This is a genomic window from Leptospira koniambonensis (assembly GCF_004769555.1).
Classification (GTDB): domain Bacteria; phylum Spirochaetota; class Leptospiria; order Leptospirales; family Leptospiraceae; genus Leptospira_B; species Leptospira_B koniambonensis.
Genome location: NZ_RQFY01000004.1, coordinates 1697263 through 1722036 on the forward strand (window position 1 = coordinate 1697263; position 24774 = coordinate 1722036).

Consider the following 24774-nt stretch of genomic DNA (forward strand, 5'->3'; position numbering starts at 1 on the left):
CTGGGACTTTTTGAATAATCTATAGCCCCTTTATCTTCGTCTCATAACTTAATACTAAAATGCAAGAATCCCTGGAAAAGTTAGTCTATCACTGGATACAAAACGATTGGGAAGTTTTCCAGTTCATTCAAACCGAAGGGTTGGACGGGATTTGGGTCTTAGATCTTTCGGATCGAAATAGATTTTGGATCAATCCTAGGTTCAGATCCGTTCTTGGAATTTCTGATTCGTCTGATATTTCTTCAGTCAAGTGGAAGGATTTATTCTTCAAAAAGGATCATCGGCTGATCGATTCTCAAATAGAGAAGATTCAAGATACAATTACTCTTTCTATTCGTTATAAAACATTCTCCGGTGTGGGGCTCGGGACAGATACTAAACTTAAAATCCTAAAGAATGGATCCGGTGACCAAATCTGTATCGCTGGAATTAAGATCGTACAAGAATCGGAGATAAATTCTTTAAAAAGAGAATTGGATTTTCTTTCTCTAATAGATGCTCTTCCTGATTTAGTCGGATATTGGGATTGTAATTTAATCAATCGATTGGCAAATGAGGCTTATCAAAAATGGTTCGGGATAGAGACTAAAAAGATAGTCGGACAACATTTACGAACTGTTTTAGGCGACCAACTATTCGAATTAAATTATCCTTATATACAAGGTGCTTTAAAGGGAGAGACACAGTTATTCGAAAGAAGAGTACCTTCTCCTGATGGAAAACATTCCAGATACACATTAACAAAATATATACCTGATTTTAGGGATGGGAAGGTAGTTGGTTTTTCAGTAATTTCTAATGATATTTCTGAGATCCGAAATGCAGAGCTCGCCAATCGCCGTCTGGCAAAAATTGTAGAATCTTCCGACGACGCGATCATAGGTAAGGACTTAGAAGGAGTTATTACGTCTTGGAATCATGGGGCAGAGAAAATTTTCGGTTATGGCTCTGCGGAGATGCTCGGATCTAAATTTGATCTATTGGTCCCGGATGAATCCAAACCTTTAGAATCCAGGATTGATTTTAAGATCAAATCTGAAAAAGAGAACCTTCATTTTGAATCGGTTCGAAAAGCAAAGGACGGACATTGGATCGAAATGTCTATCACACTCTCTCCTATGTTTGATTCTTCCGGGAAAATGACTGGTTCCGCAGAGATCGCAAGAGATATAGGCGAAAGAAAAAGGATGGAAAGTTCTTTTAGGAGCGCCTTCGAATATTCTGCGATCGGAATGGCAATCTTGGATCCAAAAGGAAGATGGATGCAAGTGAATGGAAATCTGATCAAGTTACTCGGATACGATTGGGAAGAATTGTCCAAGCTGACTTTTAAAGATATCACTTATGAAGAGGATTTAGGAAAAGATCTGCAGTTATTAGCGGAGACCTTAGATGGAAAGAGATCAGGTTATCATTTAGAAAAACGTTATATTAAGAAAGATGGCGAGATCGTCTGGGTCCTTCTCTCTGTAGCTTTGGTCAGAGATGCAGATGGAAGACCAAATCATTTTATCTCTCAGATCATGGATATAGACGAGATCAAAAAGGCGGAAGAACAATTACGTCATGCCAAGGAACTTCTGGAACAAACCAACAAGTTAGTAAGGATCGGTGCCTGGGATCTTGATCTGAAAAACAATGTAGAAACCTGGTCAGGTGTTACGAAGGAAATGTTTGAAGTTCCCGCTGATTTTGAACCTGATATAAAAGGAGCATTAAAGTTTGTTAAAGAAGGTGAGAACAGGGAAAAAATTTTAGAAGTTATAGATAAACTTATAAAACAAGGCGAGCCCTACGATCTGGAGATCCAACTAGTCACTGCTAAGGGCAATGTACTTTGGGTTAGGACTGTAGGAAGTGCAGAATTTGAAAATGGCGAATGTGTCCGTATATTCGGAGCATTATATGACATTGATAAGCGGAAAAAAGCTGAATTGGAATTGTTCCGAGAAAAATCCAGGCTTTCCGCATTCGTTGAACATGCCCCTGCGGCAGTAGCAATGTTCGATAAAGAAATCAAATACGTTGCTGTTAGCGAAAGATGGTTAACCGAGTATCACTTGTCCGGAAAAAATATCATAGGGCTATCTCATTACGATGTATTTCCGAGTGTTTCCCAAGAATGGAAGGATATCCATCAAAGATGTTTATCCGGAGAAGTTCTCAAAAATGATGAAGATGTCTGGAGGCCAGATGGTTGGGAGCATGACCAGTATCTTCGTTGGGAAGTAAGGCCTTGGTATCAATTAGATGGTTCTATAGGCGGGATCATGATGTTCACCCAGGATATCACTGAAAGTTGCTTACAAAGAGAAGAGTTAAAAAAAGCAAAACTGGCCGCGGAACATGCAAATAAAGCTAAATCGGACTTCTTGGCAAATATGAGCCATGAGATCAGGACTCCTTTGAATGGTATCATAGGATTTTCTGATCTATTATTAAGAACTTCCATGGATTCTACTCAGCATCAATATATGATGACTGTATTCCAATCCGCAGAGTCCTTGCTAGATATTATTAACGATATATTAGATTTTTCTAAGATTGAAGCAGGAAAATTAGAATTATCTTATGAAAAGACAAATCTTTTAGAACTTTGCAGCCAAATCGTAAATACGATCAAATTCCAAGCTCAGAAAAAAGGATTAGAAGTAATCGTAAATGTTGCATGGGATGTGCCTCGTTTTGTAAAGGCAGATAGTGTTAGGCTAAGACAGATCATAGTAAATTTATTTAGTAACTCTGTAAAGTTTACAGAAGAAGGTGAAATAGAATTTAAAATAGAACTTCTCAAAAAAATTTCAGAAACAGAAGGAGAGTTCAGATTCTCAGTAAGAGATACTGGGATTGGTATTGCACCTGATGCAAGGGACAAAATATTCGAAGCATTTACCCAAGGAGATGTGTCCACTACTCGCAGATTTGGAGGGACGGGACTTGGACTTGCGATCTCAAATAAACTTTTATCTATAATGGGAAGTGGTCTTCAAGTAAAGAGTGAATTAGGAAAAGGAAGCATATTCTATTTCGATCTAAAACTAAATATTTCTGAAATTGTGGGAGAAGATTGGATCAGGCTTCGTTCTATCAAAAAAGTCTTAATAGCAGATAAGGATCAAGAAAACATAAAATTGATCGGAGATATGTTATCAATGCAAAATATTCCGGCAGACTTCTCCAAAAACGGAGAGGAGATGTTACGAACCTTATCCAGCGGGAATAGATATGATATTATTTTAATGGATTCTGAAATGCCGGAAGGAGATGGATTGGAGCTTGTCCGAAAAGTAAGAGAGGACTTGAAGATCAGAAGTGAAGATCAACCGATCGTACTAATCGTAAATCCGGAAGAAGGAGATCAATTTACTGAGAAGTCCAGAAAATTAGGAGTCCAGGAAGTGATCTCTAAGCCAATCCATATGCAGAAATTATTCGATATTCTGGCCAGAAATCAGATCTTCAAAGAACCTTTCGTATTTCCTTTGAATGCAAGGGATCAGGAAGGAGCTCCTACCATTCATAAAACTGCAACTGTTCTGATCGCGGAAGATAACACTGTAAACATGATGCTCGCAAAAAGTATTGTTAAACGTATCCTTCCCAAGGCAAAATGTGTAGAGGCCCTGACGGGCAGAGAAGCGGTGGATAAATTTAGAGAGATCAATCCGGACTTGATCTTTATGGATATCCAAATGCCTGAGATGAACGGATATGAAGCTAGTAAAGCAATACGTGTACTAGAAAAAGACGGCCATAGGGTTCCGATCATAGCAGTGACTGCGGGTATTGTTTCCGGCGAAAGAGAAAGATGTTTAGAAGCTGGTATGGATGATTATATTAGTAAACCTGCAGTAAAGGCCGATTTTGCCCGGATTATTTTCCGTTGGATGAGTTAATTTACTTAAAGTATTTTGATTTTTTGCCAATAGGTCCAAGATCTCAAGAACCATTCCATAGGGCCTAATAAAAAGGTCCTTCTCCAAATCAAAGAGAATGCCCCAAAAAAAGTCCAAATAGGAACAATTAAAATTAAGACAATATAACTACCTATTTGATCGAAATATCCAAGTCCCCAGCCACAAAAGATCCAAGTGCAGACCAAAGATTCTCCTAAATAACAGGTCAAAGAAAGTTTTCCCATTGTTTCGAACCAGATACGATCAGCAAAACTTCTTCCTGAATGATAATAATTCCCAAGTAAATATACATAACAGAATGTGAGTGCGGGTGCACTAAAAGTATCCGAGATCGCATATAAAATTTTTAAAAGTACACTTTGATTTTCAGGAAGAATATGACGGGAATGTAATGTATATACCAGATTCCCTAAAATTCCCAAGAATAACATCCAAGGAAAAAGTTTTTTCAATCCAGGCTTTACTCTTTCCCAATCCGAGAAGATTGAATTTTTAGCTGCAAAAAAGCCTAAACAAAACATGGAGAAAACAGTAGGCCATTGGTAGAATACCAAAAAAGGAATGGATAGAATTGTGTCCTTGGTTCTCTGAACATTGCTCTCCCAGAATCCTCCTAAATATGCTTTTCTGCTTTCTTCCAGCAGACGGGGAAGATTTGCCTCTAACTGTGATTTCAATTCTACTTCTGCGAAACTCATCCCTATTCTGCAAAACACTGCTATAACTAGGAAAAATAGAGAAAGTTTTAATAATAAGGAAGCGGATCTGTTTCTCAAAAACCAGAGAAATGCTCCTAAAATTGCATAAGAGAGAAGAATATCCCCAATGAACAAAAAGATTCCATGAAGAATTCCTAATATTCCTAAACCTAGGATTCTTCTGAAATACCTGGCTCTGGAATATGTTTCCGGATTATTCTCCAGTTGGACAAAAAATCCATAACCGAATAAGAATGAAAATAATACATAAAACTTGGATTCAAAGAAGAATGCAACAATCCAAGAGCCGATAGAATCTAGAAGAGTGGAATTTTCTCCCAAGGAAGCAACCAAATACATTGGTTTTGAAAAATAGGGCAGGTTAACTGCGAGTATTCCTAAAAGAGCAAATCCTCTTAAAAAGTCTATGAATCCTATCCTGTTTTTCATGTTGGTCTCTTAATGTTTAGGTTTCCAGTTCCAAGTGAATGCAAGTAGTATTATAGCTAATATCGCAGAAGTGAATATTATAAATATAGAATATTCCCAGCGAAACCAAGGATATGAACTCATCCATCCTAATCCTTTAGAGAGCGCTGTCCTTCCTAAATAACCGAATAGTCCTATAAATCCTGCAGCTGTCCCAACTGCTTTTTTTGAAGTAAAGTCTAGTCCAGCAACTCCGAGTAACATTACGGGAGGATAAATAAAAAATCCTACCACACCAAATAGTGTAAGATCCGCCCATAAATATCCAGAAGGGATCAGTAATATTCCGAATAATGCAAATAAGATCGGGAACATGCAGACCAAACTGACTAATCCTCTTTTTCCTCCAACCTTGTCAGAATACCAACCAACAAGTAAAGTGGATCCTATACCTGCGAATTCATAAATAAGAGTGCTGATGCCTCCTTTTTCTAAACTCGCTCCCTTGGCGAATTTCAGATAGGAAGGTCCCCAATCTGTAAGGCTATATCTGACTATATATACAAAAAAGTTAGCTATTGCAAAGACCCAGATATACTTATTCAAAAGTACAAGATCTATAAAAATTTCCTTAAAACTAAGCTCTCTTTCTGATTCTGAAACTTTTGTAGAATCTATTTCTGTTCCTGTATATTCTTCGATGGAAGGAAGTCCAACAGATTGAGGAGTGTCTAATAATCTGAAATATAAATAGATAGCGGTTAAAAATGAAAGGGCAGCAGGAATATAAAATGCATTTCTCCATCCGAACCAAGAAGCACTGTACGCTGCGATCACTCCTACAAGTCCGCCCCCCACATTATGCGCGATGTTCCAGATTGCGAATTTTGATCCTCTTTCTTTAACGGAGAACCAATGCCCTAAAGATCTTCCACAAGGTGGCCAGCCCATTCCTTGGAATAAACCATTTAATCCCCATAAAATTAAATGTGTTTGGTAATCAGAAGAAGCACCAAAACATATATTACAAATCCCTGTTAGAATAAGACCTAATGGCATGAAGATCTTAGGGTTACTTCTATCTGATAAAGCCCCCATTAGGAATTTTCCGATACCATAAGAGATCGCTGTGATCGCTAAAATATTTCCGATCTGTTCTTGTGAATAGGAAAGTGCTTGGCCAATTTCCTTGGAAACGACTGGGAAATTGTTCCGGACTGTGTAAAAGACAGAATATCCGAGAAAAGTGGCTTCTAAAATTCTCCAACGAAACTTTGGATAAAGAGTTTGGACTTCCGATTCGGGACGTAATGGTTTAGGTGGACTGGGTAGAATCCAAGATAATAGACCTTTTCTCATCGATCGGGAAGAATGATCGTATATTGTCGGACGCACAAGTAGAATTTAATTAAAAATGTCTAAATCCAGATTCTTTAGGTGAATAAATTTTTCCTTCATAAGAATATCTTACCTGAGGAGATTCACCTTCTTCTAATGCAAAAACGATCCCTATTTTTCGGATAGAGATCCCTTCCCAGGTGAAAGGTAATTCATCCGGTGATAAAAACAGAAGTTCTAATTCTTCTCCAGATGTTAAAACTCCTTCTATCCCGATTGCTTCTTTTACTCCGTTCTCAAAGGGAAGTTTGTCTAGATCTAATTCTATCCTGACTCCGGAGGATTTAGCTAATTTGAATACATCTTGTTTGAGTCCGTCTGTAAGATCCATTCCTGCATGTATTCTGTTTTTTGAATATAAGGAGCGGCTTAGGTTCAACCTTGATTTAGGTCTTAAATGTCTATCCAGGGCGATCTTTTTGGCTTCCGGAGAAAGAGAAATATGTGCTCCTTCTAATATTTTATAACCTAAAAGTGAAGCGCCTACATGACCGCTCAAGTATACATTATCCCCCGGTTTTCCACCCTTTCTATCTACAGGAGAACTTGATTTTCCTAATAGAGTTAAAGTTAAGTTTAACTCTTGTGTTCTATAAGTGTCCCCGCCGCAGAGTTCTATCTCGTAGGAGTTTAATGCCTTCTTAAATGAATCAATAAATGGTTCTAAAAATTCTTTTCGATTGCAAGAAGGAGAAAGTCCAAAATTGAAAAATGCTTTTTGAGGAGTTCCGTTAGCCGCTGCTATGTCGGATACGTTAACTTCTACCAACTTGTTGGCCAAATCTTCGGGACGACTCCAGTCCAAACGGAAATGGGTTCCTTCTACAATTGTATCTGTTGTGATTAAGTTTCCTTCTTTATCCGAATAACAGTCGTTTTCCTGTTCTTTGCCGGGAGGATATAAGGAGGAGATGAGTTCTTCTTCGTTCAAGTGTTTTCCAATATCTAAAAATCTTGACTTTGTTTTATTTCAACCCTAGTATAAGGTCATGAAATCACGTATAAATTCTTTTTATATATCCGCACTGATTTTTTCAGTATTCTCCCTCGCAGGAAGTTTGCAATTCAATTCGTTATCTGCAGAAGAGTCCTGCAAATATTCTGTAACACAAGAAGCAACTGGTCTTGAATGGAAAGCTTTCAAATTTACAGAAAAAACTGGAGTGGGCGGCAAGTTTATTAAAGTAAACATTTCAGGAGCAAAATCCGCTGCTAAAATTCCCGACGCATTAAAAGGTTTAAAATTCTCAATAGATGCTCTGGACCTGGACAGCGGAAATGCAGAAAGAGATCCTAAGATCAAGGGCGCATTTTTCGGAAATCTGAAAAAGAGCGGGAAGATAGAAGGATCAGTATCTTCTGCAAAACTAGAAGCTGATGGAAAATCCGGAACTGGAGTAGTTAAACTTATATGGAACGGAGTGAGTAAAGATGTTCCTTTACAATTCACTTTAACCGGAGAAGTTTTAGAAGCAAAAGGCTCTTTAGACGTTAATAATTGGAATGCGAGCAAGGCATTAGCTGCATTGAATACAGTATGCAGCGATCTTCATAAAAGTAAAGACGGTAAATCTGTTCTTTGGCCAGATGTAGAAATTACGATTAAATCTACCTTAAAGAAAGATTGTAAATAGGATTTAAAAAGCGGAGAGTGAGTTTGTTGCCTTCTCCGCACTCCTCTATTAGAAATTTAAAATATTCAGTTTTTATCCTTCAGCCGCCTCCGCCAGAAGTGGGAACGTAACATAGGCAGAGGACTTTATGTTGCTGTGAACAAGAATAAATATCTGTAGCAAACCAACTATCTACGGTTTTAACTAAAGTATTTCCAGCCTGTCCTAAAGAGGAGGAGGTGCCGTCGTTTCCATTTGAACAGTTGTCTGCCGCGGCACCACCGCCTCCATCTCCAAAACTCCAAAATGTTTGGTTACCTAAGCCCGCACCTTCTAGACTAATATTTAGGTCTACTGCGAATAAGTTGGAATAATCTTGCGCGATAATTGTACCGAAAGGACCTCTGATCGGAACTCCGGTGGTAGGTAAATCCCCATACAGTGCATTCAATGAAGAAGCTGAAACAGTAGGAGTCGAAACTAAGGGAGCATATTTAGAACATTTAGAATCTATGATATTAGAAAAGAGCCGTTCTTGCTGGCAGATAGTATTTAAGCTAGAATCCAAGAATCCTGAGCCTAAAATGGATAGTTTTCCATTATAGCTCGTATTCGTAGCATACATATAAATTCCCTCGGGAGCCGTGATCAGAAGGCTTGTTAATATTGCTTGGAAACTGCAGCTTCTATCTTTGTCCGAACAGGTTTTGTCGGAAATGCAACCGTTGGATAAAACAAAAAAGATTAAAATAAGAAGAACACGATGGATCATCCAACCAAGGATAAAACGGACTTAGTCAATAATCAAGAAATTATATCTTTGTCTGGCTTATCGTGTTTTTAGTTTGGACTAACCCGTAATCACTACTAATAACAAAGACAGATGATCGGATGAGATTCAGAACAAGCAGCTGAAGTTTCATAGAGCCAACTCGTTGCAGTTAACACAGGAGATCCTATCGCACCTGTGGCTCCCGTGTCTGTTCCGTCTGTGCAATTATAGGTATTATTATAACCCCCTCCTGCACCCGCAAATGTCCAATAGGCTTGGGATATAACTCCGGCTTGCTGGAGGCTTATTTGTATTGAGGTAAACATATTTCCCCAAGTGTTTGAGATAATGTCTCCTCTGGCTCCTCGAATCGGATAGCTTGTATTATCGGGAACACCGAAGAGTCCCGGAAAACTTGGGATGCCATTCGTAGGAGTGGAAACAAAAGGCAGAATATTGGAACAAGTTGTATTAATAGTCGTGGCAAATAAGCGGTTATTAGTGCAGATATTAAGGAGACTCTCATCTAAACTTGAGCCATAGACCGCTAAGTTTCCTTGGTAACTCAATGCGGTGGAATAAAAATAGATCCCTTGGGGTACCGGAAGAAGATAGAGTATATTCTCTATTACGTTACAGCTTCTATCTTTGTCAGAGCAGGATTTGTCGGAAATACAAGCTCCGTAGAATATGTTTAAAAATAAAATCGGAAGAATATAAATATAACGTAACATTCCAAACTAAGTTAGAATGGACTCAGTTTATATACAAGAATTTATATCTTCACCTGGCCTATCATATCTTTTAATAAGGACTAGCCCTTAGTGGTTATTAATAACAAAGGCAGATGATTGGATGAGATTCTGTGCATCCAGGTGCCCCAGATAAGAGCCAGTTTGTAGAATTGTCTGTAGGAGATCCAATTGCACCAGCGGCCCCGACAATTGTTCCGTCTATACAATTGTCAGCAGAATTATAAGTCCCTCCTGTATTGGCAAATGTCCAAAATGTTTGGGATGTGACTCCTGCTTGTTCTAAGGTCATAAGCAGAGAAGGAAACATATTTGTCCAAGAGTTCGCAATGATACCTCCTTTTGATCCTCTTACTGGATAGCTAGTATTATCCGGAATACTATAGAGCGTGCCAAAATTATACATGGGACTCGTAGAAGTCGAAACTACTGGAAGAACATTTGAACAACTTGTATTTATCATGGATGCAAATATTCGATTTGTAGTGCAGATATTATGAAGACTATCATCAAGAGTAGATCCGTATGCTGCCAAATTTCCTTGGTAGCTAGTTTGAGTTGTGTATAAATATATCCCTTGAGGAGCGGAAATTATAGAGTATATCTGTTCTTGGATGCTGCAATTTTTGTCATTATCAGAACAAACTTTTGAACTCATGCAAGCGTTTGTGGAAAGAATAAAAAAGAAGAAGGATATCTGAATAAAAAATTTCACCGCATGATTAAAACCAAACGGTTTAGTTTTGCAAGAAATTTCCTAGGAAAATTTCCTATATAAACATTCTTTATGTAAGAATAAGCCTAGTTAGGATTTAATAGCAGAAACATAGAATTTTTCTATATTGTTCGCAAGTCGCGATATTAGCACCTAACCAAATATTACTTTGAGTGGTAGGATTTCCAACTTCCCCGGTATCGCCAACTGCTTTAGAAAGACCATCGATACAACTCCCCGAATAACCTCCGCCGGCAGAGGTAAAAGTCCAGAATTCCTCATTTATGATTTCAGAATTACTTAAGGAAGTAACATCAGGTCCTATTGCTATCAGCCAGTTAAAACTTCGAGAAACTGTATTTCCTTTCGAACCTCGAATTGTAAGATTGTCTCCGTCGAAAGCTGGAAAATTTGCGGGATATTGATCGATAGACATTAGATCACTCGAAACTCCCGGAAGAATATTTCCGCAAGAAGAGATGATCGGTGCAAGCAGGCGATCCTTTACACAAAGATTCATGAGGCCATCGAATAAACTAGATCCGTATTTCGCAAAATCACCTTGGTAGGAATTTAATGAAGAATAAATATAAATCCCAGGGGGAGGAGCGATAAATGAATATAAAATTTCGGTAACGCTGCAGGATCTATCTTCTTTAGAACATGTGCTTTCTTTGGCACATGCACTTAATGAAAAAAATGCCAAAAGAAGAAGAGAGACAATCGATTTCATATCTGTATTCGTATCTACTTTATTTTTTATACAAGAAATTTCCGAAAGAAATGATTAAATGGAAAAGCCTTAATAACAGATACAAAGTACCTTTCTGTAATTATTGCATGCATCGTTAGTGGCACCGTACCAGATAAGAGCTGTACTATTCGGATCCCCTGTGCTTCCAAGATCGCCGTTATCAGAATTGACCCCATTGGTACAGCTTGTTGAGGGTTGGTACAATCCCCCACTTATAGTGAATGTCCAAAATTTTTCCGATATCACTCCTGCAGCACTCATCGTAAGCTTCGGATTTTCAACAAATACATCAGTCCATGTATCAAAGAGCAGCTCACCTCTAGCACCTCTTACCGGTAAAGCTCCATTCAGGGAGAAATCTGTTTCATATGCGGAGATGGAAGTGGTATCGCTGGAAGCAAAAGGAAGAACATTGGAGCAGTTGGAAATCGTTTGCGCAAAAAATCTTGCTTCATAACAAATATTCGTCAGGCTAGACTGTAGATTCGATCCATAAGCAGCCAAATTTCCTTGGTAATACTGTTGGGTAGAATAGAGATAAATTCCCCCGGGATCAATTGCAGAGGAAATTAGAAGTTCACTTATGTTACAAGTTTTATCGTGATCGGAACATGTTTTATCCGTTATACATCCAAAGGATAAAAAACTAAAAAGAATAAAAAAGGTGGTAGTTCGCATAACAATCAACGTAAGCTTCTTTATTGGTAGGAAAATGCAAAAAATTTCACCGCCTGATTAAAAACGAAACGTATCTGTTTGGCAAGAAGTAATTTACAAGCTTGGCTATGCTGTAACAATTATGGCGGAATAATTAGAGAAGTATCCGGAGTAAAACAAACGCAAAGTACCCTATAAGATACATCGCATGAATCTATGTCGTCTCCGCCTAAATTCAGCCAATCTGAATCGGTACTAGTTGTGTATCCTAAAGCACCTGAATATGTACCCGTTGTATCTGTTCCATTGTTACAAGTGTCTGTGATAACATTCCCAGTCGTATCTGAAAATGACCAAAACTTTTCGGTTCCGAGTCCGGCTGCGGCTAAAGATATATTAAGAACAGCTTCTCCACTGACCATATTGCTCCAACCATCTATGATTGTAATTCCAGTGGGACCGAAAACCGGAAAGGAAGTGGATTTTAATCCGTAGACAGTTTCGAAATTATAAAGAGGAGCTAAGGGAGTCGGAATAATCGCTCTAACTTCAGGACAGTACTGATTGATAAGTGAAGAAAATAGTTTTTCGTTCTTACATATATTCTGAGTACTTTCATCCAGAGTGGAACCGTAAGACGCTAAATTTCCTTGGTATTTTGTGATAGTGGAGTAGATATAAACGCCGTCTGGCACGCTAAGAAAGGATGATATTGCTGCCTGGACGCTGCAGCTCTTATCCTCGTCAGAGCAGGTCTTATCGCCCAAACAATTGTAATATAGAATAGAACACAAAAAACTAATAAGGATTAAACTGCGACTTCGCATAATACAACTCTCCCTAGAGGACTATACAAAGTTCAAGGAATTTCTCATTACACTTGACTAAATTGTCTGAAAGTTTTTACTTCTGCCAAGATGCGTCTAAAACTTAAAGTCCGTTCTATAATTTTTTTCCTATTGGCAATGGTTTTAACTCCAAGCTTATTATTTGCCGATCAGACTATCCTTCTTCGCAAAGGGGGAAAGGTGATCGGTAATGTTGTGGGCCAGAATGAAAAGACGATCGTTGTTCAATCCGAGACCGGCAAACAGACCATCAACAAAAGAGATATATTAAAAATTATTTATAAAGACATCTCAAAAGAAGAAGAAAACCGCATCCGTAAGGAAGAAGAGAAGAAGGTTCAGGAAAATCCTCAAGTCGTTGAGGAGCCTATCCAGATTGTTCCACCGCCAACATCTACAGAACCAAACAGAAGCAGGTGGAGTGCTGTATGGCGTTCCGCAATTCTGCCCGGCTGGGGACAATGGTATACTGATAATAAACTGGAAGCAAAGATTACAGGTGGAGCCTTCTTAGCGAGCTTGGCATATGCGGGCGTCTCAAGATCCGAAGCAGAATCTGCAAAAAGTAAATATGACGATGCAGTTTCCAAGAGCAGCACTACTGGAGCTTTGATCTATGGCGGCGGAATTGCAAACTTCTACCTTCTTACCGTAGTTCCTAGTGCAAGAGCAGATTACGAAAGTTCCGTCCAATCATATAATACATCCGTGTATATATTGGGTGGAGTATATCTGGCTCAATTGGTCAGAACGTATTTCCTCGGAAAATCTTGGGAGCAGGGGACTTCTGCCAATCCAGTAGCTTGGACAGTGGTTCCTAAGCCAGATTGGTCCGCTGGAAGAGTGGGCTGGGGCGCAGAAGCAAGTTTTAGCCTCGGTTTCTAGGAATTTTGTTCGTAATTCCTTGACCCCTTAGGCCGGTACGCGAAATTGGCCAATACAGGACATACCCATGCCAATCGTATCTAAACCGCATAGAACTCCTTCCTTAAAAAAGGAACAAGCTAATAAAGCTTGGTTCGTAGTCGACGCTGAAGGAAAAACCTTAGGTCGTCTCGCTTCGGAGATAGCAACTAGACTCCGCGGTAAACATAAGCCTACTTTTACTCCAAACGTTGATTGTGGAGATAATATCATTGTTATCAATGCTGCTAAGGTAGCAGTGACTGGAAGTAAAGAAACTCAAAAAGAATATTTCCATCACTCTCGTTATCCAGGTGGTATGACAGCTACTACTCTCCAAAATATGAGAGTAAAACAACCTGAAAAAATCCTGTATGAAGCAGTTAAAGGTATGCTTCCTAAAAGTAAACTCGGTGCTGAAATGTTAACTCATTTCAGAATTTTCCCAGGAACCGAGCATAATCTCGGCGCTCAAAAGCCGATCAAACTGGAACTCTAGGAGATATTAGAATATGGCAAGCGCCAAGGAAATCTGGGCAGTAGGTCGTCGTAAGAACGCAATCGCCCGCGTAAAATTAAAAGAAGGTTCTGGTAAAATTGTAATCAATGATAGAGATTACAAAGATTATCTTCAAAACAGCCGTTCTAATATTAAAGAAGCTATCACTGCTTTAACTCTGATGAACGTTGCCGAAAAGTTTGATCTTAAGGTAAATGTTTCCGGAGGAGGGATCATCGGACAAGTCGGAGCGATCCGCCACGCACTTGCAAGAGTGATCTGCCGTTATAATCCCGAGTTCAGAGCTACTGTTAAAAAAGAAGGCCTTCTGACTCGTGACCCACGTATGGTGGAGCGTAAAAAATACGGTCTACATAAAGCACGTAGAGGAACTCAGTTCTCTAAACGTTAATCTACGCTTTTTAGATCTATTTTTGAGAATGCCTGAAGTTCTTGCCAGCAAGACCTCGGGCATTTTCTGTTTTAAGGGGTATCATGAATTTTAAAAAAGTTTCCGAAGTCCGTAAAATCTTTTTAGATTATTTTAAGGAGAAGGGCCATACAATAGTTCCTTCTTCCTCTCTATTACCTGCGGGAGATCCTACACTTCTATTTACTACTGCGGGAATGGTACAATTCAAACCTTTATTCACAGGTGCAGTAGAACTCCCTTATACAAGAGCAACTTCTGCTCAAAAATGTTTGAGAACCACTGACTTAGAGAATGTTGGTAAAACAGAAAGGCATTGTACATTTTTCGAAATGCTTGGAAACTTCAGCTTCGGAGATTATTTTAAAGAAGAAGCTATCGAATATGCACTAGATTGTTCGGTAAATCATCTTGGATTTCCTAAAGAAAAACTTTGGATCACTGTATTCGAAAATGATGATGAAGCGGAGAAGATCTGGATCTCAAAAGGTATTCCTCAAGATAGGATTACTCGTTTAGGCAAAAAAGATAATTTCTGGGGACCAGCAGGTGATAGCGGTGCTTGTGGACCTTGTTCGGAATTATACTTGGATAGGGGACCTGAGAAGGCTCTCCCGGATTGCGGAGTAAAATACGAGTGTAAGCCAGGCTGCGACTGCGATCGTTTTTTAGAATTTTGGAATATAGTATTTAACCAATTCAACCAAGATACAGAAGGAAATCTTCATCCTCTTAAACAAACAGGTATCGATACAGGTTCTGGATTAGAAAGAGTTGCTCTACTTCTGCAAGGAGTTGATTCAGTTTATGACACTGATGAACTTCGCGGGATTATTTCAGAAGTAGAAAAAATCTCAGGCAAAACCTATAACGAATCTACAAAAGTTCCTTTCAGAGTGATCACTGACCATATTCGTTCTGTATTATTTACAGTATCCGATGGTATCTATCCCGACAGAACCGGAAGGGGATATGTTATCCGTCGTTTGATCCGTAGAGCAGTATTATTCGCTAGAAAATTGGATTTAAGAGAACCTTTCTTGTACAAACTAGCAAAATCAGTATGTAATATTTATAAAGAAAGATATCCTGATCTTGAAAAACATATTTCCTCTGTAGAAAGAACACTTCTTGCAGAAGAAGAATTATTCCTTAAAACCTTAGAGATTGGTTTGGAGAAAATAGAAGTTCTGGTTTCCAAAACTAAATCTGAAGGTTCCAACACATTCTCCGGAAAAGATAGTTTCTTGCTGTACGGAACTTACGGTTTCCCGGCGGAGATGACAGAAGAGATCGTTGCAGAGCATGGACTTTCCTTTGATAGAAAAGGTTTCGAAGAAGAATTAGAGAAGGATAGACAATCTTCTCGTGAAACTTGGAAGGCAAACAAGGTTTCCTTATTCACTGGGATCAAAACTGATAAGACCCAATTTTTAGGTTACGATGCCTTAGAAGCAGAGTCAGATCTTAAATTTATATTCTCAGATAATAAACAAGCTTCCGCACTTAAAGAAGGTGAGTCTGGAGTATTAGTATTTTCTTCTAGTCCATTCTACCCAGAAGGCGGGGGACAGGTTGGAGATATTGGATTCATCCGAACAGGACAATCGGTCTTTAAGGTTTTAGATACCCAAAAAGAAAATGATATCATTCTTCATATTGGAACTGTTCTTTCTGGAAGTTTTTCTAACGGAGACAAAGCAAAACTTGAAGTAGAAAAGGAAAGAAGAGAAAGACTCAAATTCCATCACTCTGGAACTCATTTGCTTAACGGCGCTCTCAGAAATCTTCTTGGAAATCATGTTCTTCAAAAAGGATCCATCGTTTCTCCTGAATATTTGCGCTTCGATTTCTCTCATCCAAGTCCTTTAAGTGCAGAAGAAATTCGTAATATAGAATCTTGGGTAAACGAAAGTATAGGTCGTCATATTCCAGTTGATACAAAAGTTCTACCGATCGAAGAAGCTAAGAAAACCGGAGCGGTCGCTGCATTCGACGAAAAATACGGAGATAGTGTAAGAGTTCTTCAAATGGGAGATCGCTCCTTGGAGTTCTGTGGTGGAACCCACGTGAGTAATACTGGAGATATCGGATACTTCTTCATTAAAAAGGAATCCAGCCCAGGTGCTGGAAACAGAAGGATAGAAGCAGTGGCAGGCCCACTGGTTCTAGAAACTTTCCAAAACAGATTTGCAGAATTAACAGAAGCAGTCCAAAATCTAAATCTTAAGATCAAAGATGATTTAGGTGCAGAAGGAGCTTCTCTTTCTATTAAAACTATTATCCCTGGGCCGGACGAGATCAGATCTCTATTCGAATCTAAGGGCGCAGAAGCAGTAGTTTCTCTCAGAGACCTTTCTGAAAAACTATCTGTTGAATTAGAAGAAACACAATCTAAGTTCTTAAAAGAGAAAAAGAACAGAGAATCCAGAGACTTTGAGAATAATCCAGAAGTGATTGCGAAAGTATTCGAAAATTCTAAAATGATCGGGTCCGTTAAAATTGTTTCTGCGATCTTTGAATCCAAGGATGCAAAAGCATTAAAAGGACTTTCTGATAATATCAAAGTTAGAGAAAAAGAAATAGTAGCTATTCTTGCTAGCAAAAACACAGAAGATGCGAGTATAGTAATCACTTGCTCTTCTTCTTTGGTTGGAAAGATCCATTGTGGTGATCTCGTAAAAACTGCCTGTGAAATTTTAGGCGGAAAGGGCGGCGGAAAACCGGACATGGCCCAAGGTGGAGGAAAGGAAGTTTCGAAAGTAGAAGAAGCAGTCCGATCCGCATTAGAAAAGGCAAGTTTCAGCTTGAACGGGGGAAAATAAAATGAGCGATCCATCATTCGATGTTGTTTCCGAAATAGATAGACCTGAATTACAAAACGCAGTTACCCAAGCGATCGCGGAGATCAAAAACAGATTCGACTTTAAAGGTTCTAAGTCAGAGATCAAACTGGAAGAAGAGAATCTGACTCTCATCTCTGATAACGAAGCTAAGTTGGAAAGTGTTATCGATGTTTTGATCAACAAAATGGCTAAAAGAGGACTTGGTCTTAAGTCATTTGATTTCAAATCCAAATTGGAACCTGCTACAGGTAATACTGTCAGGATGAAAGTGAAAATCCGTAATGGTCTTGAAAAAGAACAGACTAAAGAAATCACTAAGATCGTAAAAGATTCTAAACTGAAAGTGATCCCAACTATTATGGGAAATTGTGTTCGTATCCAAGGAAAGAAGAAGGATGATCTTCAGGAGATCATGAGACTTTTAAAATCTGCTGACCTTCCTTTTGATGTTCAATTTCAAAATTTTAAGGGTTAATCAAAACCTTTCGGAAAGGATAGGGTCTAATTTACGTATGAAACGTTTTACATTTCTCGCAATTATTTCACTTTTTATGATCTCAGGACTTTCAGCCGAAGAAGAAAGTCCAATCAAGTTCAAGATAGAAAAATCATCTCCTTCTACGTATCTTTTGAAAGTTGTGTATCCTGAAAATTTCGGGGTCCAAAAGGAAGCTCCCCATAGGATTTTACTCAATGCTGGCTCTGGATTGAAAGTAGTTTCTGCAGATCTAAAACTTAAAGGTAAAACTTCTACCCGCAAAAAAGAATATTTTGAATCAGTAGATCCTATGCAGGTAAAATTAGAAGGAAAAGGCGAATTAGAAATTCACGCTAAAATTTTCTACTGCGACTATAATAGAAATATCTGTATCCCCGGAAAGATATTACAAAAAGAAATTATTCAATAATCGAATAGACTTGATTAAAAAGAAAAAGCGGCATCTTGGCCGCTTTTTTTATACGAACTTTGTTTATAGGAGTTCCTAGATCACATTTCAAGTTACTTTTTAATTTCTATCTTCAGATCCGGTTGAGACACATGGAATAAATAATATGTCTTTCCGTTAATCGGTTTAGAAACTTTTACGAATTTCCCTTTTGAATCTACTAACTCTTTCAGGAATTTGCGGTCTGTGGGGCGAAATGAGTCTCCCTTCTCCGCTATAAAAAGATTTAAGGCTCTTTTTTTAGCAAGGTCCAATGCCTCACCTTCATTTCCATCCAAGGAAGATACAACAACTTGATAAGTAGAAGAGCTGATAAAACCTTCAGTTGCTTTTACGAATTGGTCGTCTTCAGTCGGAGCGGATTCTTCGACCACATTCTTAGGAGTTTCTTTTTTAGGTTCTTCCGTTTGAGGTGTTTTACATACGGAAATTAGAGAAACGATTAGTATCGCAAAAATCGTTTTATACATAGATCGGATTCCTTTGTTATGGAATTATTTTAGATTCTAAGGTTCGCTTAAGTAAATCCGCATCCACAACCCTAAAAACAAATACGCAGCTCTTAGGGTCGCTATAATCTTCTCTGTATAAGAACAGTTTATCCAAAAGCCAAGCGAAAGAAGCTCGGTAGGTTAAATAATCAGCATTTACGATTTCCGTCTTCTTCTTTTCTTTTTTTTCTTCCGGAGAATCATCCTCTACTGGGGCTTGCACGATTTGTGTGGCGATTGAAGCGGCACCCATTGGAGAATTTGACTTGGTCCGAACGGCTTGGGGCGGTCCAGGAAGTGGTTCATATTTAGGAACAGTAGAATTGACCCCGACCCCGATCCAAGTTTTTCTTTCTTCTGAGACCTGAGCTATCAGCAAGTTTACCGATATCTCATCTCTTTTACGGATCGCTCTTGCCTTACAATCTTCTCTCAATGTTAATAAAGGTTTTTCCTGATTAGGGACTGGAACAGTTACCACTACTTGGAAATAATCATGAGAGATAAAACCTGAGTCGCTTAGATTATCCCAAACTTTCCTTCTGTATTCGGGATCTGCAGGTTCGCAATACCCTAAAAAAAATGTCAGGAATAAGACCGACAAAACCCGCAACATAGTTCCTAGTTTAAAGCTCCCCTCTACAAAAACCAGCGGGATTTTTTCCCGGTATCTTCTGGACAACATAACTTTTAGGGGAAATCTTGTTGGTTATGTGGGAATATCTTTCCAAGTCCGTCATTTCTCGTTTCAGCTTTTTGTTTTTCACTTTTTTCATTTTTATAAACTTCGAAGCCTCGGCTAACGAAGATATCTTCTCTGAGATCCGAACTACTTTGGAATCCAGAGTGAAGAAGGTAACATTGAAAAATGGGATTAGACTCCTCATGATGAAAAGAGCTGATTCTCCTACTGTTGCAGTTTATACCAAATTTTTGGTAGGAGCAGCTGACGAAACTCCTGAGATCGCAGGCACTGCCCATCTTTTAGAGCATATGCTTTTTAAAGGCACGAAGAATATTGGAGTTACTGATGCCAAAAAAGAAAAAGTATATTTGGACCAGATCCGCGTTTGGGGAAAACGTTTAGATTCTTATCGTATACAAGAAAGAGAATTGGCAGCTAAGGGTGAGCCTGTTCCTGAAAAACTCATTAAAGATAAAAATATCTTAGAGATCAGATTTAAAAACCTGTTGGAGCTCCATCGTAAGTTTGTGGTTTCCAACGAAGACTCTTATATTTACGAGAAAAATGGCGGAACCGGCTTTAACGCATATACTACAAATGATGTTACGAATTATCAGATCCTTCTTCCTGCGAATCGATTAGAGATCTGGGCAAAATTAGAATCTGATAGATTAAAAGATCCTATATTAAGAGAATATTATACAGAAAGAGATGTGGTCCTGGAAGAACGCAGGATGAGAGTGGAAAACCAAGGAATGGGGATCTTAAGAGAAAAGTTTTTAGGAGCTGCTTTTCCTAAACATTCTTATGGAATGCCTGTGATCGGTTACGAATCCAATCTTCCTTTTTTAGATATAGATAAAACAGAAGAATTTTTTAAAAAGAATTATAGACCTCATAAAATGGCGATCGGGATCGTAGGAGATCTAGATTTCGATCAGACTGAAAAATTAGTCCGAAAATATTTTGAAGATATTCCGGATGGACCTTCTCCTAAACTTTCTCATGAGACTGAAAGTTTTGATCATGAGACAAGAAGGGTGAGTGTAAAACATTCTTCTGGTCCGATGAAAGTAATGGGCTGGCTCACTCCAGCTTCTCCTCATCCTGATAAACCAGTTTTGGAATTGATAGATGCAATTTTATCTCAAGGTGAGACTGGAAGATTGTATAAGAGACTGGTGCTTAGAGATAAACTTGCGCAAAGAGTTGCCTGCTGGACTGGGGAGCCTGGAGAAAGATACGCGAATCTATTTGCGGTCTATGTAACCAATGTAAGAGGTGCTGATCCGGATAAGATAGAATCTTCAATCCTGGAAGAAATTGAAACCCTCAAAAAAGAAGCAGTTACTAACGAAGAATTAGCAAAGATTAAAAATCAGATCGTTGCTGATTATATCAGAGGATTAAACAGCAATTCTAAACTTGCGGACGTTCTTACTTATTATGAATTAGTAGCCGGAGATTGGACAGAAATTTTCGATGATTATGCACGTTTAGATAGAGTCACTCCGGATGATATTATGAGAGTGGCCCAAAAATATTTCACTCCTCGCAACCTGACTGTAGGTGATCTGATCAACTCTGATGGAGAGAAAAAATGAATATTATAAAAAAATTAACTATCTCCTGCTTTGTATTTTTACTTTCTTTTGCGGGCTTAACGGCCGCTCCGGGAGATTTTGTAAAGGACGTAAAGATCCCTGCTTTAGAATTCCATTTTCCTGAAATTAAGGAAATAGGTAAGGATCCGAATACTCGGATTTTATATTTAGAAAACTCCGAGTTTCCGATCAAAACTTTGGAGATTACATTTTACTCGGGACCTTCTTTCCAAACTAAAACCTCTTTTGAACTAGTGGAAATTTTTCCGGAGGCTTGGAAGAAGGGAGGCACAACCTCTCACCCGGGAGAAAGTTTTGCAGAAATCTGGGAATCCTACGGTTCCAAACTAAGAGTGGATTCCGATCTGGACACTGTGACCCTTACATTCTCTTGGCTTTCCAGATATGATCAAGAATCAAAGGCTTTGATCTCGGAATTTCTGAAACAACCAATCTTCGGAAAAGAAGCATTCGAGATCGCAAGATTACAATTAAGTGAACAGATCAAAAGAAGAAATGATAATATTGTAGGCCTCGCTTTTAGAAAGGCAAACGAACTTGTATACCAAGGAAAAGTAAAAGGAAAGGCACTTTCTTTATCTGTACTGGAACAATTAAAAGAAGAAGACCTGGAAGAATATTATAAAAACCAATTATTGAGTTCCAGACGTTCCATACTTGTAGGCGGTAAATGGAACCAGGAAGAGATCCCTCAATTTTTAGGAGATATTCTGCCAGGATTTTCGGGAACTCCAGTTATGGAATCCCAAGGTTCCAGTCCGGAAGAATTAAATAAAAATCTAAAACAGAAAGAGATCAAAAACCTGATCATAGATAAGGCGAACACCCAAAACGTAGTTCTGTTTTTGGGAGTGGGACCTGCTCATAATGATAAAGATTTTTATGCAGTCCAAGTTTTGAATTATCTTGTTGGAGGCGGTGGTTTTACTTCCTACTTCATGAGTAAGATACGTTCGGATAAGGGACTTGCTTACTCTTCTTCCAGTCATCCAGTGTTTGAAAAAGATCATTCTGTAATTTACTTTTTCACTCAGACAAAATCCCAAAGCACTATGGAAGTTTATAATCTAATGGGAGAAATTTTGGGAGATTCTACCTTCTCTAATATAAGCGAAGAAGAATTAAAAAATGCAAAGGAAGCTATTCTAAACAAGTTTATCTTCTTATTCACTGATTCTGTAGAAATTTTACGTAACGAAGTTCGATTCAGAGAACATAAAATGCCAAAGGATTATCTTAAAAATTATAGAGATAAAATCCAGAATGTTTCTCTTGAAGATTTGAGAAGAGTTGGTAAAATATATTTTAGAAGAGATAAACTAACAGCAGTGATCTCTGGACCAAAATTTTCGGTCTCTTCTGACCTGCCTGGACAAAAAATAATTGGTCCGGAAGATCCGATCCCATAATGGATTGTAAGTTCGAACATAGAGGATATTTATTCGAAGGAATTTCTGAGGGAGGAATTCGTACCTCCATTGTAATGCCTCGTTTGAGTTTGATGTTCGATATAGGACACCAAAATCCGGATAGGATCAATATAGATAGATTATTATTGACCCATGCACATTTAGATCATTCTGCAGGAATTCCTTATTATATTTCTCAAAGATCCTTGCGTAAATTAGGACCTCCTAAAATTTATCTTCCTAAAACTTTAGAAGCCCCTATGAGAGAGATTTTATCTCTCTATTCCAAGATAGAAGATTTTCCTTACTCCTACGAAATGCAATCCGTAGAAGAGGGAGAAGAGATACAAATAGACCCAAATCATTTTTTTAAAGTGTGGAAAACATTCCATAGAGTGGACTCTCAAGGTTACACTATCTATGAAAGAAAGAAGAAGTTAAGACCTGAATTTTCAGGATTGAATACGGAAGAACTTTTAAAAAAGAAACAAGAGGGAATTGACCTGAATGAATATCATTCTAAACCTTTGGTTAGTTTTTCCGGAGATACAAAAATAGAATATGTGCTTACCCATAAGGATGTAGCAGAGTCTGAAATTCTATTTTTGGAATGTACTTATATAGACCACGAAAGGAACGTAGAAAATGCAAGAGAATGGGGGCATATCCATTTGGATGAGATCTTGCATCATATTTCTTCTTTCAAAAATGAAAAAATAGTTCTGATCCATTTTTCAAAACGTTATCCTCCTGCATATATTCGAAAAGTATTAACTAAAAGAATTCCTCCTTCTGAAAGAGGTAGGATCCATCTTTTCCTTCCTGAATAATATGGCTTCTCAAAATCCAAAACAAAAATATGGGACTTCTATTTATAAGGAAGGATTAGAAGATTGGATCCATTCCGAATTAGTAAAACGTCCCTATGATTGGCTCGAAGAGTTAGAAAAGAAAGCTTCTCAAGATAGATTTCCTGTGTTAACACCAGCCTCAGGAGCAGTGCTTGCTTTTTTAGCTTCTTCCTGGGATCCGGATATGGTTTTGGAATTGGGAACAGGTTACGGAATTTCTTTATTCTGGCTTATCTCTGCAGTTCGAAAAAACACAAAGATCCAAACTGTGGATAGAGAAGCAGACTTCATCCAGGTTGCGAAAGGATTTTTTGCCAAATTGGAGCCTAACTCAAATAGGGTAGAATTTACGAACGCTGACTGTTCTGAGATCGCAAAAGAATTTTTAGGGCCTTCTTCTTCCGAACAAAAAGAACTGATGTTTGTAGATTGTGATAAGATCCGTTATCCAGAAATTTTAGAAATGATCCTGGAAAAAGGTAAGAGCAGAAATCTAAGAGTGATCTATGATAATGTCCTTTGGCATGGGAGGATTGCTGACCCTGAAAACCAAGCCCCTTCTGACCAAGCAGTCCGCAAATTATGGTCCCTAATCAAAAATTCTAAGATAGAATACACCTTATTCCCTGTTGGTGACGGAATATTATGTTTCGATTTTAAGCAATAAAAAGCTTGTTTGCTTCTTAAGCGTTGTGTTATATTACCGCGAAGGGTCGATCACATGACAAAAATTTCTTTCCCTCGGATCGTCGCGGTTCTTGCGGCATTCTTTCTAATTTCGTACGGCGTATCTGCACAAAATAAACCTACAAGTAATGACGGTAAGGGTTCTGCCTTAGCCAATGCGGCTGAAGATCCTAAATACCAGGGAGATTATTTGGAGGAATTCCATTTTGCCAGGACTTTGGATTCCACTCAGAATAAGATCAAAAATGATCTAGGTGCTTTAGAAGTGGTTGTAAAAAATTTCGGATCTCAGGTCCAGAACTCTCAACAAGACTTCGACAGCATCTGGAAAAAATACAACGAAGCATATCGATATTCTTTAATGCGTAAATATGTTGTCGCTGGCCGCAAGATGAAAGAAACGGAAGACGAGACAAACAAACTATACGGAAAATTCTCCGATCTATATAACCAAAAAGTGGATCAGTTATTGGGAGAATGTGCGGATGCAATTGTTTCTATCGAACAAAAGTCCGGACCAGGTGCTGCTGCAAAGGGATATGCTGGGAGAGAAGTTTCTAATAACCAGCATAAACTTCAAATCGCTTACTACCAATTCATCCAAGCGGAGAAGATGAGAAGGGACTCCAGATTTAAGGATAGTCTCATGCATCTTAGGATCGCGAAAGAATATGGAATTTCTATCCTCAGCAAATTGAAAACTGAAGAGGAAAGTAAGAATGTCAGAGAGAAATACAAAATAGATTTGAGCGATAACCGCAATATGGTGTACGCAGAATCTAAACTTTAAAAGATCTCGGATCTGAAAACATTCGGATTCCTTCCTTGACGTATCACGAGGGGATAGC

General features: G+C 38.5%; 24 protein-coding genes. 13 read left to right on the plus strand and 11 right to left on the minus strand.

Translation table 11 applies throughout. The features are described from left to right. The first annotated feature begins 59 nt into the window (after window positions 1-59). Window positions 60-3896 (plus strand): PAS domain S-box protein, encoded by a 3837-nt coding sequence (locus tag EHQ52_RS12015; RefSeq protein ID WP_135615382.1) that lies wholly within the window; start codon window positions 60-62, stop codon window positions 3894-3896. A 5-nt stretch (window positions 3897-3901) separates the two neighbouring features. Here EHQ52_RS12015 and EHQ52_RS12020 read toward each other — a convergent pair whose 3' ends face one another. From EHQ52_RS12020 to thiL, 3 genes are read right to left on the minus strand one after another with little or no spacing between them, the layout of a single operon-like run. Then, entirely contained in the window at window positions 3902-5065 is a 1164-nt protein-coding gene (locus tag EHQ52_RS12020) for a DUF418 domain-containing protein (protein WP_135615383.1), read from the minus strand. A gap of 9 nt (window positions 5066-5074) precedes the next feature. After that, window positions 5075-6403 carry an MFS transporter gene (locus EHQ52_RS12025; protein WP_135615384.1) on the minus strand — a complete coding sequence of 443 codons (1329 nt, stop codon included), beginning with the start codon at window positions 6401-6403 and terminating at the stop codon, window positions 5075-5077. A gap of 49 nt (window positions 6404-6452) precedes the next feature. Next, the gene (thiL, locus tag EHQ52_RS12030) at window positions 6453-7373 is read right to left on the minus strand and encodes a thiamine-phosphate kinase (RefSeq protein WP_135615385.1); all 921 of its coding nucleotides are present in this window, start codon (window positions 7371-7373) and stop codon (window positions 6453-6455) included. Between the two features lie 58 nt (window positions 7374-7431). On the opposite strand from thiL, the gene EHQ52_RS12035 reads away from it, so the two are divergent. Then, window positions 7432-8076 (plus strand): YceI family protein, encoded by a 645-nt coding sequence (locus tag EHQ52_RS12035; protein WP_135615386.1) that lies wholly within the window; start codon window positions 7432-7434, stop codon window positions 8074-8076. Window positions 8077-8155: 79 nt separating this feature from the next. Here EHQ52_RS12035 and EHQ52_RS12040 read toward each other — a convergent pair whose 3' ends face one another. The 6 genes from EHQ52_RS12040 to EHQ52_RS12065 all read right to left on the minus strand — a co-directional run bounded on the left by EHQ52_RS12040 (window position 8156) and on the right by EHQ52_RS12065 (window position 12532). Then, a complete protein-coding gene (locus EHQ52_RS12040) occupies window positions 8156-8680 on the minus strand; it encodes a hypothetical protein (protein WP_244244849.1) in 525 nt (174 codons plus the stop codon). Window positions 8681-8922: 242 nt separating this feature from the next. Next, complete coding sequence (locus EHQ52_RS12045; protein WP_135615388.1) at window positions 8923-9561, minus strand: hypothetical protein; 639 nt, start codon at window positions 9559-9561, stop codon at window positions 8923-8925. A gap of 97 nt (window positions 9562-9658) precedes the next feature. Beyond that, window positions 9659-10237: a hypothetical protein gene (locus EHQ52_RS12050; RefSeq protein WP_244244850.1), complete on the minus strand. Its 579-nt coding sequence runs from the start codon at window positions 10235-10237 to the stop codon at window positions 9659-9661. A gap of 154 nt (window positions 10238-10391) precedes the next feature. After that, a complete protein-coding gene (locus EHQ52_RS12055; RefSeq protein WP_135615390.1) occupies window positions 10392-11027 on the minus strand; it encodes a hypothetical protein in 636 nt (211 codons plus the stop codon). Window positions 11028-11096: 69 nt separating this feature from the next. Next, window positions 11097-11726, minus strand: a complete 630-nt coding sequence (locus EHQ52_RS12060) for a hypothetical protein (RefSeq protein ID WP_135615391.1) — start codon at window positions 11724-11726, stop codon at window positions 11097-11099. Window positions 11727-11845: 119 nt separating this feature from the next. Continuing rightward, entirely contained in the window at window positions 11846-12532 is a 687-nt protein-coding gene (locus EHQ52_RS12065; protein ID WP_135615392.1) for a hypothetical protein, read from the minus strand. Window positions 12533-12622: 90 nt separating this feature from the next. Between EHQ52_RS12065 and EHQ52_RS12070 the strand changes: the two genes are divergently transcribed. The 6 genes from EHQ52_RS12070 (at window position 12623) to mpl17 (ending at window position 18139) form a co-directional block, all read left to right on the plus strand. Next, window positions 12623-13438, plus strand: a complete 816-nt coding sequence (locus EHQ52_RS12070) for an LA_0442/LA_0875 N-terminal domain-containing protein (protein WP_135615393.1) — start codon at window positions 12623-12625, stop codon at window positions 13436-13438. Window positions 13439-13505: 67 nt separating this feature from the next. Continuing rightward, entirely contained in the window at window positions 13506-13955 is a 450-nt protein-coding gene (rplM, locus tag EHQ52_RS12075) for a 50S ribosomal protein L13 (protein WP_135615394.1), read from the plus strand. Window positions 13956-13968: 13 nt separating this feature from the next. Further along, complete coding sequence (gene rpsI / locus EHQ52_RS12080; RefSeq protein WP_086448385.1) at window positions 13969-14367, plus strand: 30S ribosomal protein S9; 399 nt, start codon at window positions 13969-13971, stop codon at window positions 14365-14367. 83 nt (window positions 14368-14450) lie between these two features. Further along, entirely contained in the window at window positions 14451-17210 is a 2760-nt protein-coding gene (gene alaS / locus EHQ52_RS12085) for an alanine--tRNA ligase (protein WP_135615395.1), read from the plus strand. A gap of 1 nt (window position 17211) precedes the next feature. Then, a complete protein-coding gene (locus EHQ52_RS12090) occupies window positions 17212-17706 on the plus strand; it encodes a YajQ family cyclic di-GMP-binding protein (RefSeq protein ID WP_100724112.1) in 495 nt (164 codons plus the stop codon). Window positions 17707-17743: 37 nt separating this feature from the next. Further along, on the plus strand, window positions 17744-18139 hold the full coding sequence (gene mpl17, locus EHQ52_RS12095; protein ID WP_135615396.1) for a cell surface protein MPL17: 396 nt from the start codon (window positions 17744-17746) through the stop codon (window positions 18137-18139). A 92-nt stretch (window positions 18140-18231) separates the two neighbouring features. Here the strand turns inward: mpl17 and EHQ52_RS12100 are convergent, their stop codons facing one another. Both EHQ52_RS12100 and EHQ52_RS12105 read right to left on the minus strand, forming a co-directional pair. Beyond that, entirely contained in the window at window positions 18232-18648 is a 417-nt protein-coding gene (locus EHQ52_RS12100) for a lipoprotein (protein WP_135615397.1), read from the minus strand. 16 nt (window positions 18649-18664) lie between these two features. Further along, window positions 18665-19273, minus strand: a complete 609-nt coding sequence (locus tag EHQ52_RS12105; RefSeq protein WP_135615398.1) for a hypothetical protein — start codon at window positions 19271-19273, stop codon at window positions 18665-18667. Between the two features lie 107 nt (window positions 19274-19380). Here EHQ52_RS12105 and EHQ52_RS12110 point away from each other — a divergent pair, with 107 nt between their 5' ends. From EHQ52_RS12110 to EHQ52_RS12130, 5 genes are read left to right on the plus strand one after another with little or no spacing between them, the layout of a single operon-like run. Further along, a complete protein-coding gene (locus EHQ52_RS12110; RefSeq protein WP_135615399.1) occupies window positions 19381-20958 on the plus strand; it encodes a M16 family metallopeptidase in 1578 nt (525 codons plus the stop codon). Then, window positions 20955-22388, plus strand: a complete 1434-nt coding sequence (locus tag EHQ52_RS12115) for a M16 family metallopeptidase (protein WP_135615400.1) — start codon at window positions 20955-20957, stop codon at window positions 22386-22388. The genes EHQ52_RS12110 and EHQ52_RS12115 overlap by 4 nt, the downstream gene beginning before the upstream one ends. Then, on the plus strand, window positions 22388-23218 hold the full coding sequence (locus tag EHQ52_RS12120) for an MBL fold metallo-hydrolase (RefSeq protein ID WP_135615401.1): 831 nt from the start codon (window positions 22388-22390) through the stop codon (window positions 23216-23218). Before EHQ52_RS12115 ends, EHQ52_RS12120 begins: the two co-directional genes overlap by 1 nt. A 1-nt stretch (window position 23219) precedes the next feature. After that, window positions 23220-23906 (plus strand): O-methyltransferase, encoded by a 687-nt coding sequence (locus EHQ52_RS12125; protein WP_135615402.1) that lies wholly within the window; start codon window positions 23220-23222, stop codon window positions 23904-23906. A gap of 54 nt (window positions 23907-23960) precedes the next feature. Then, window positions 23961-24716: a hypothetical protein gene (locus EHQ52_RS12130; RefSeq protein ID WP_135615403.1), complete on the plus strand. Its 756-nt coding sequence runs from the start codon at window positions 23961-23963 to the stop codon at window positions 24714-24716. The last annotated feature ends 58 nt before the right edge of the window (window positions 24717-24774 follow it).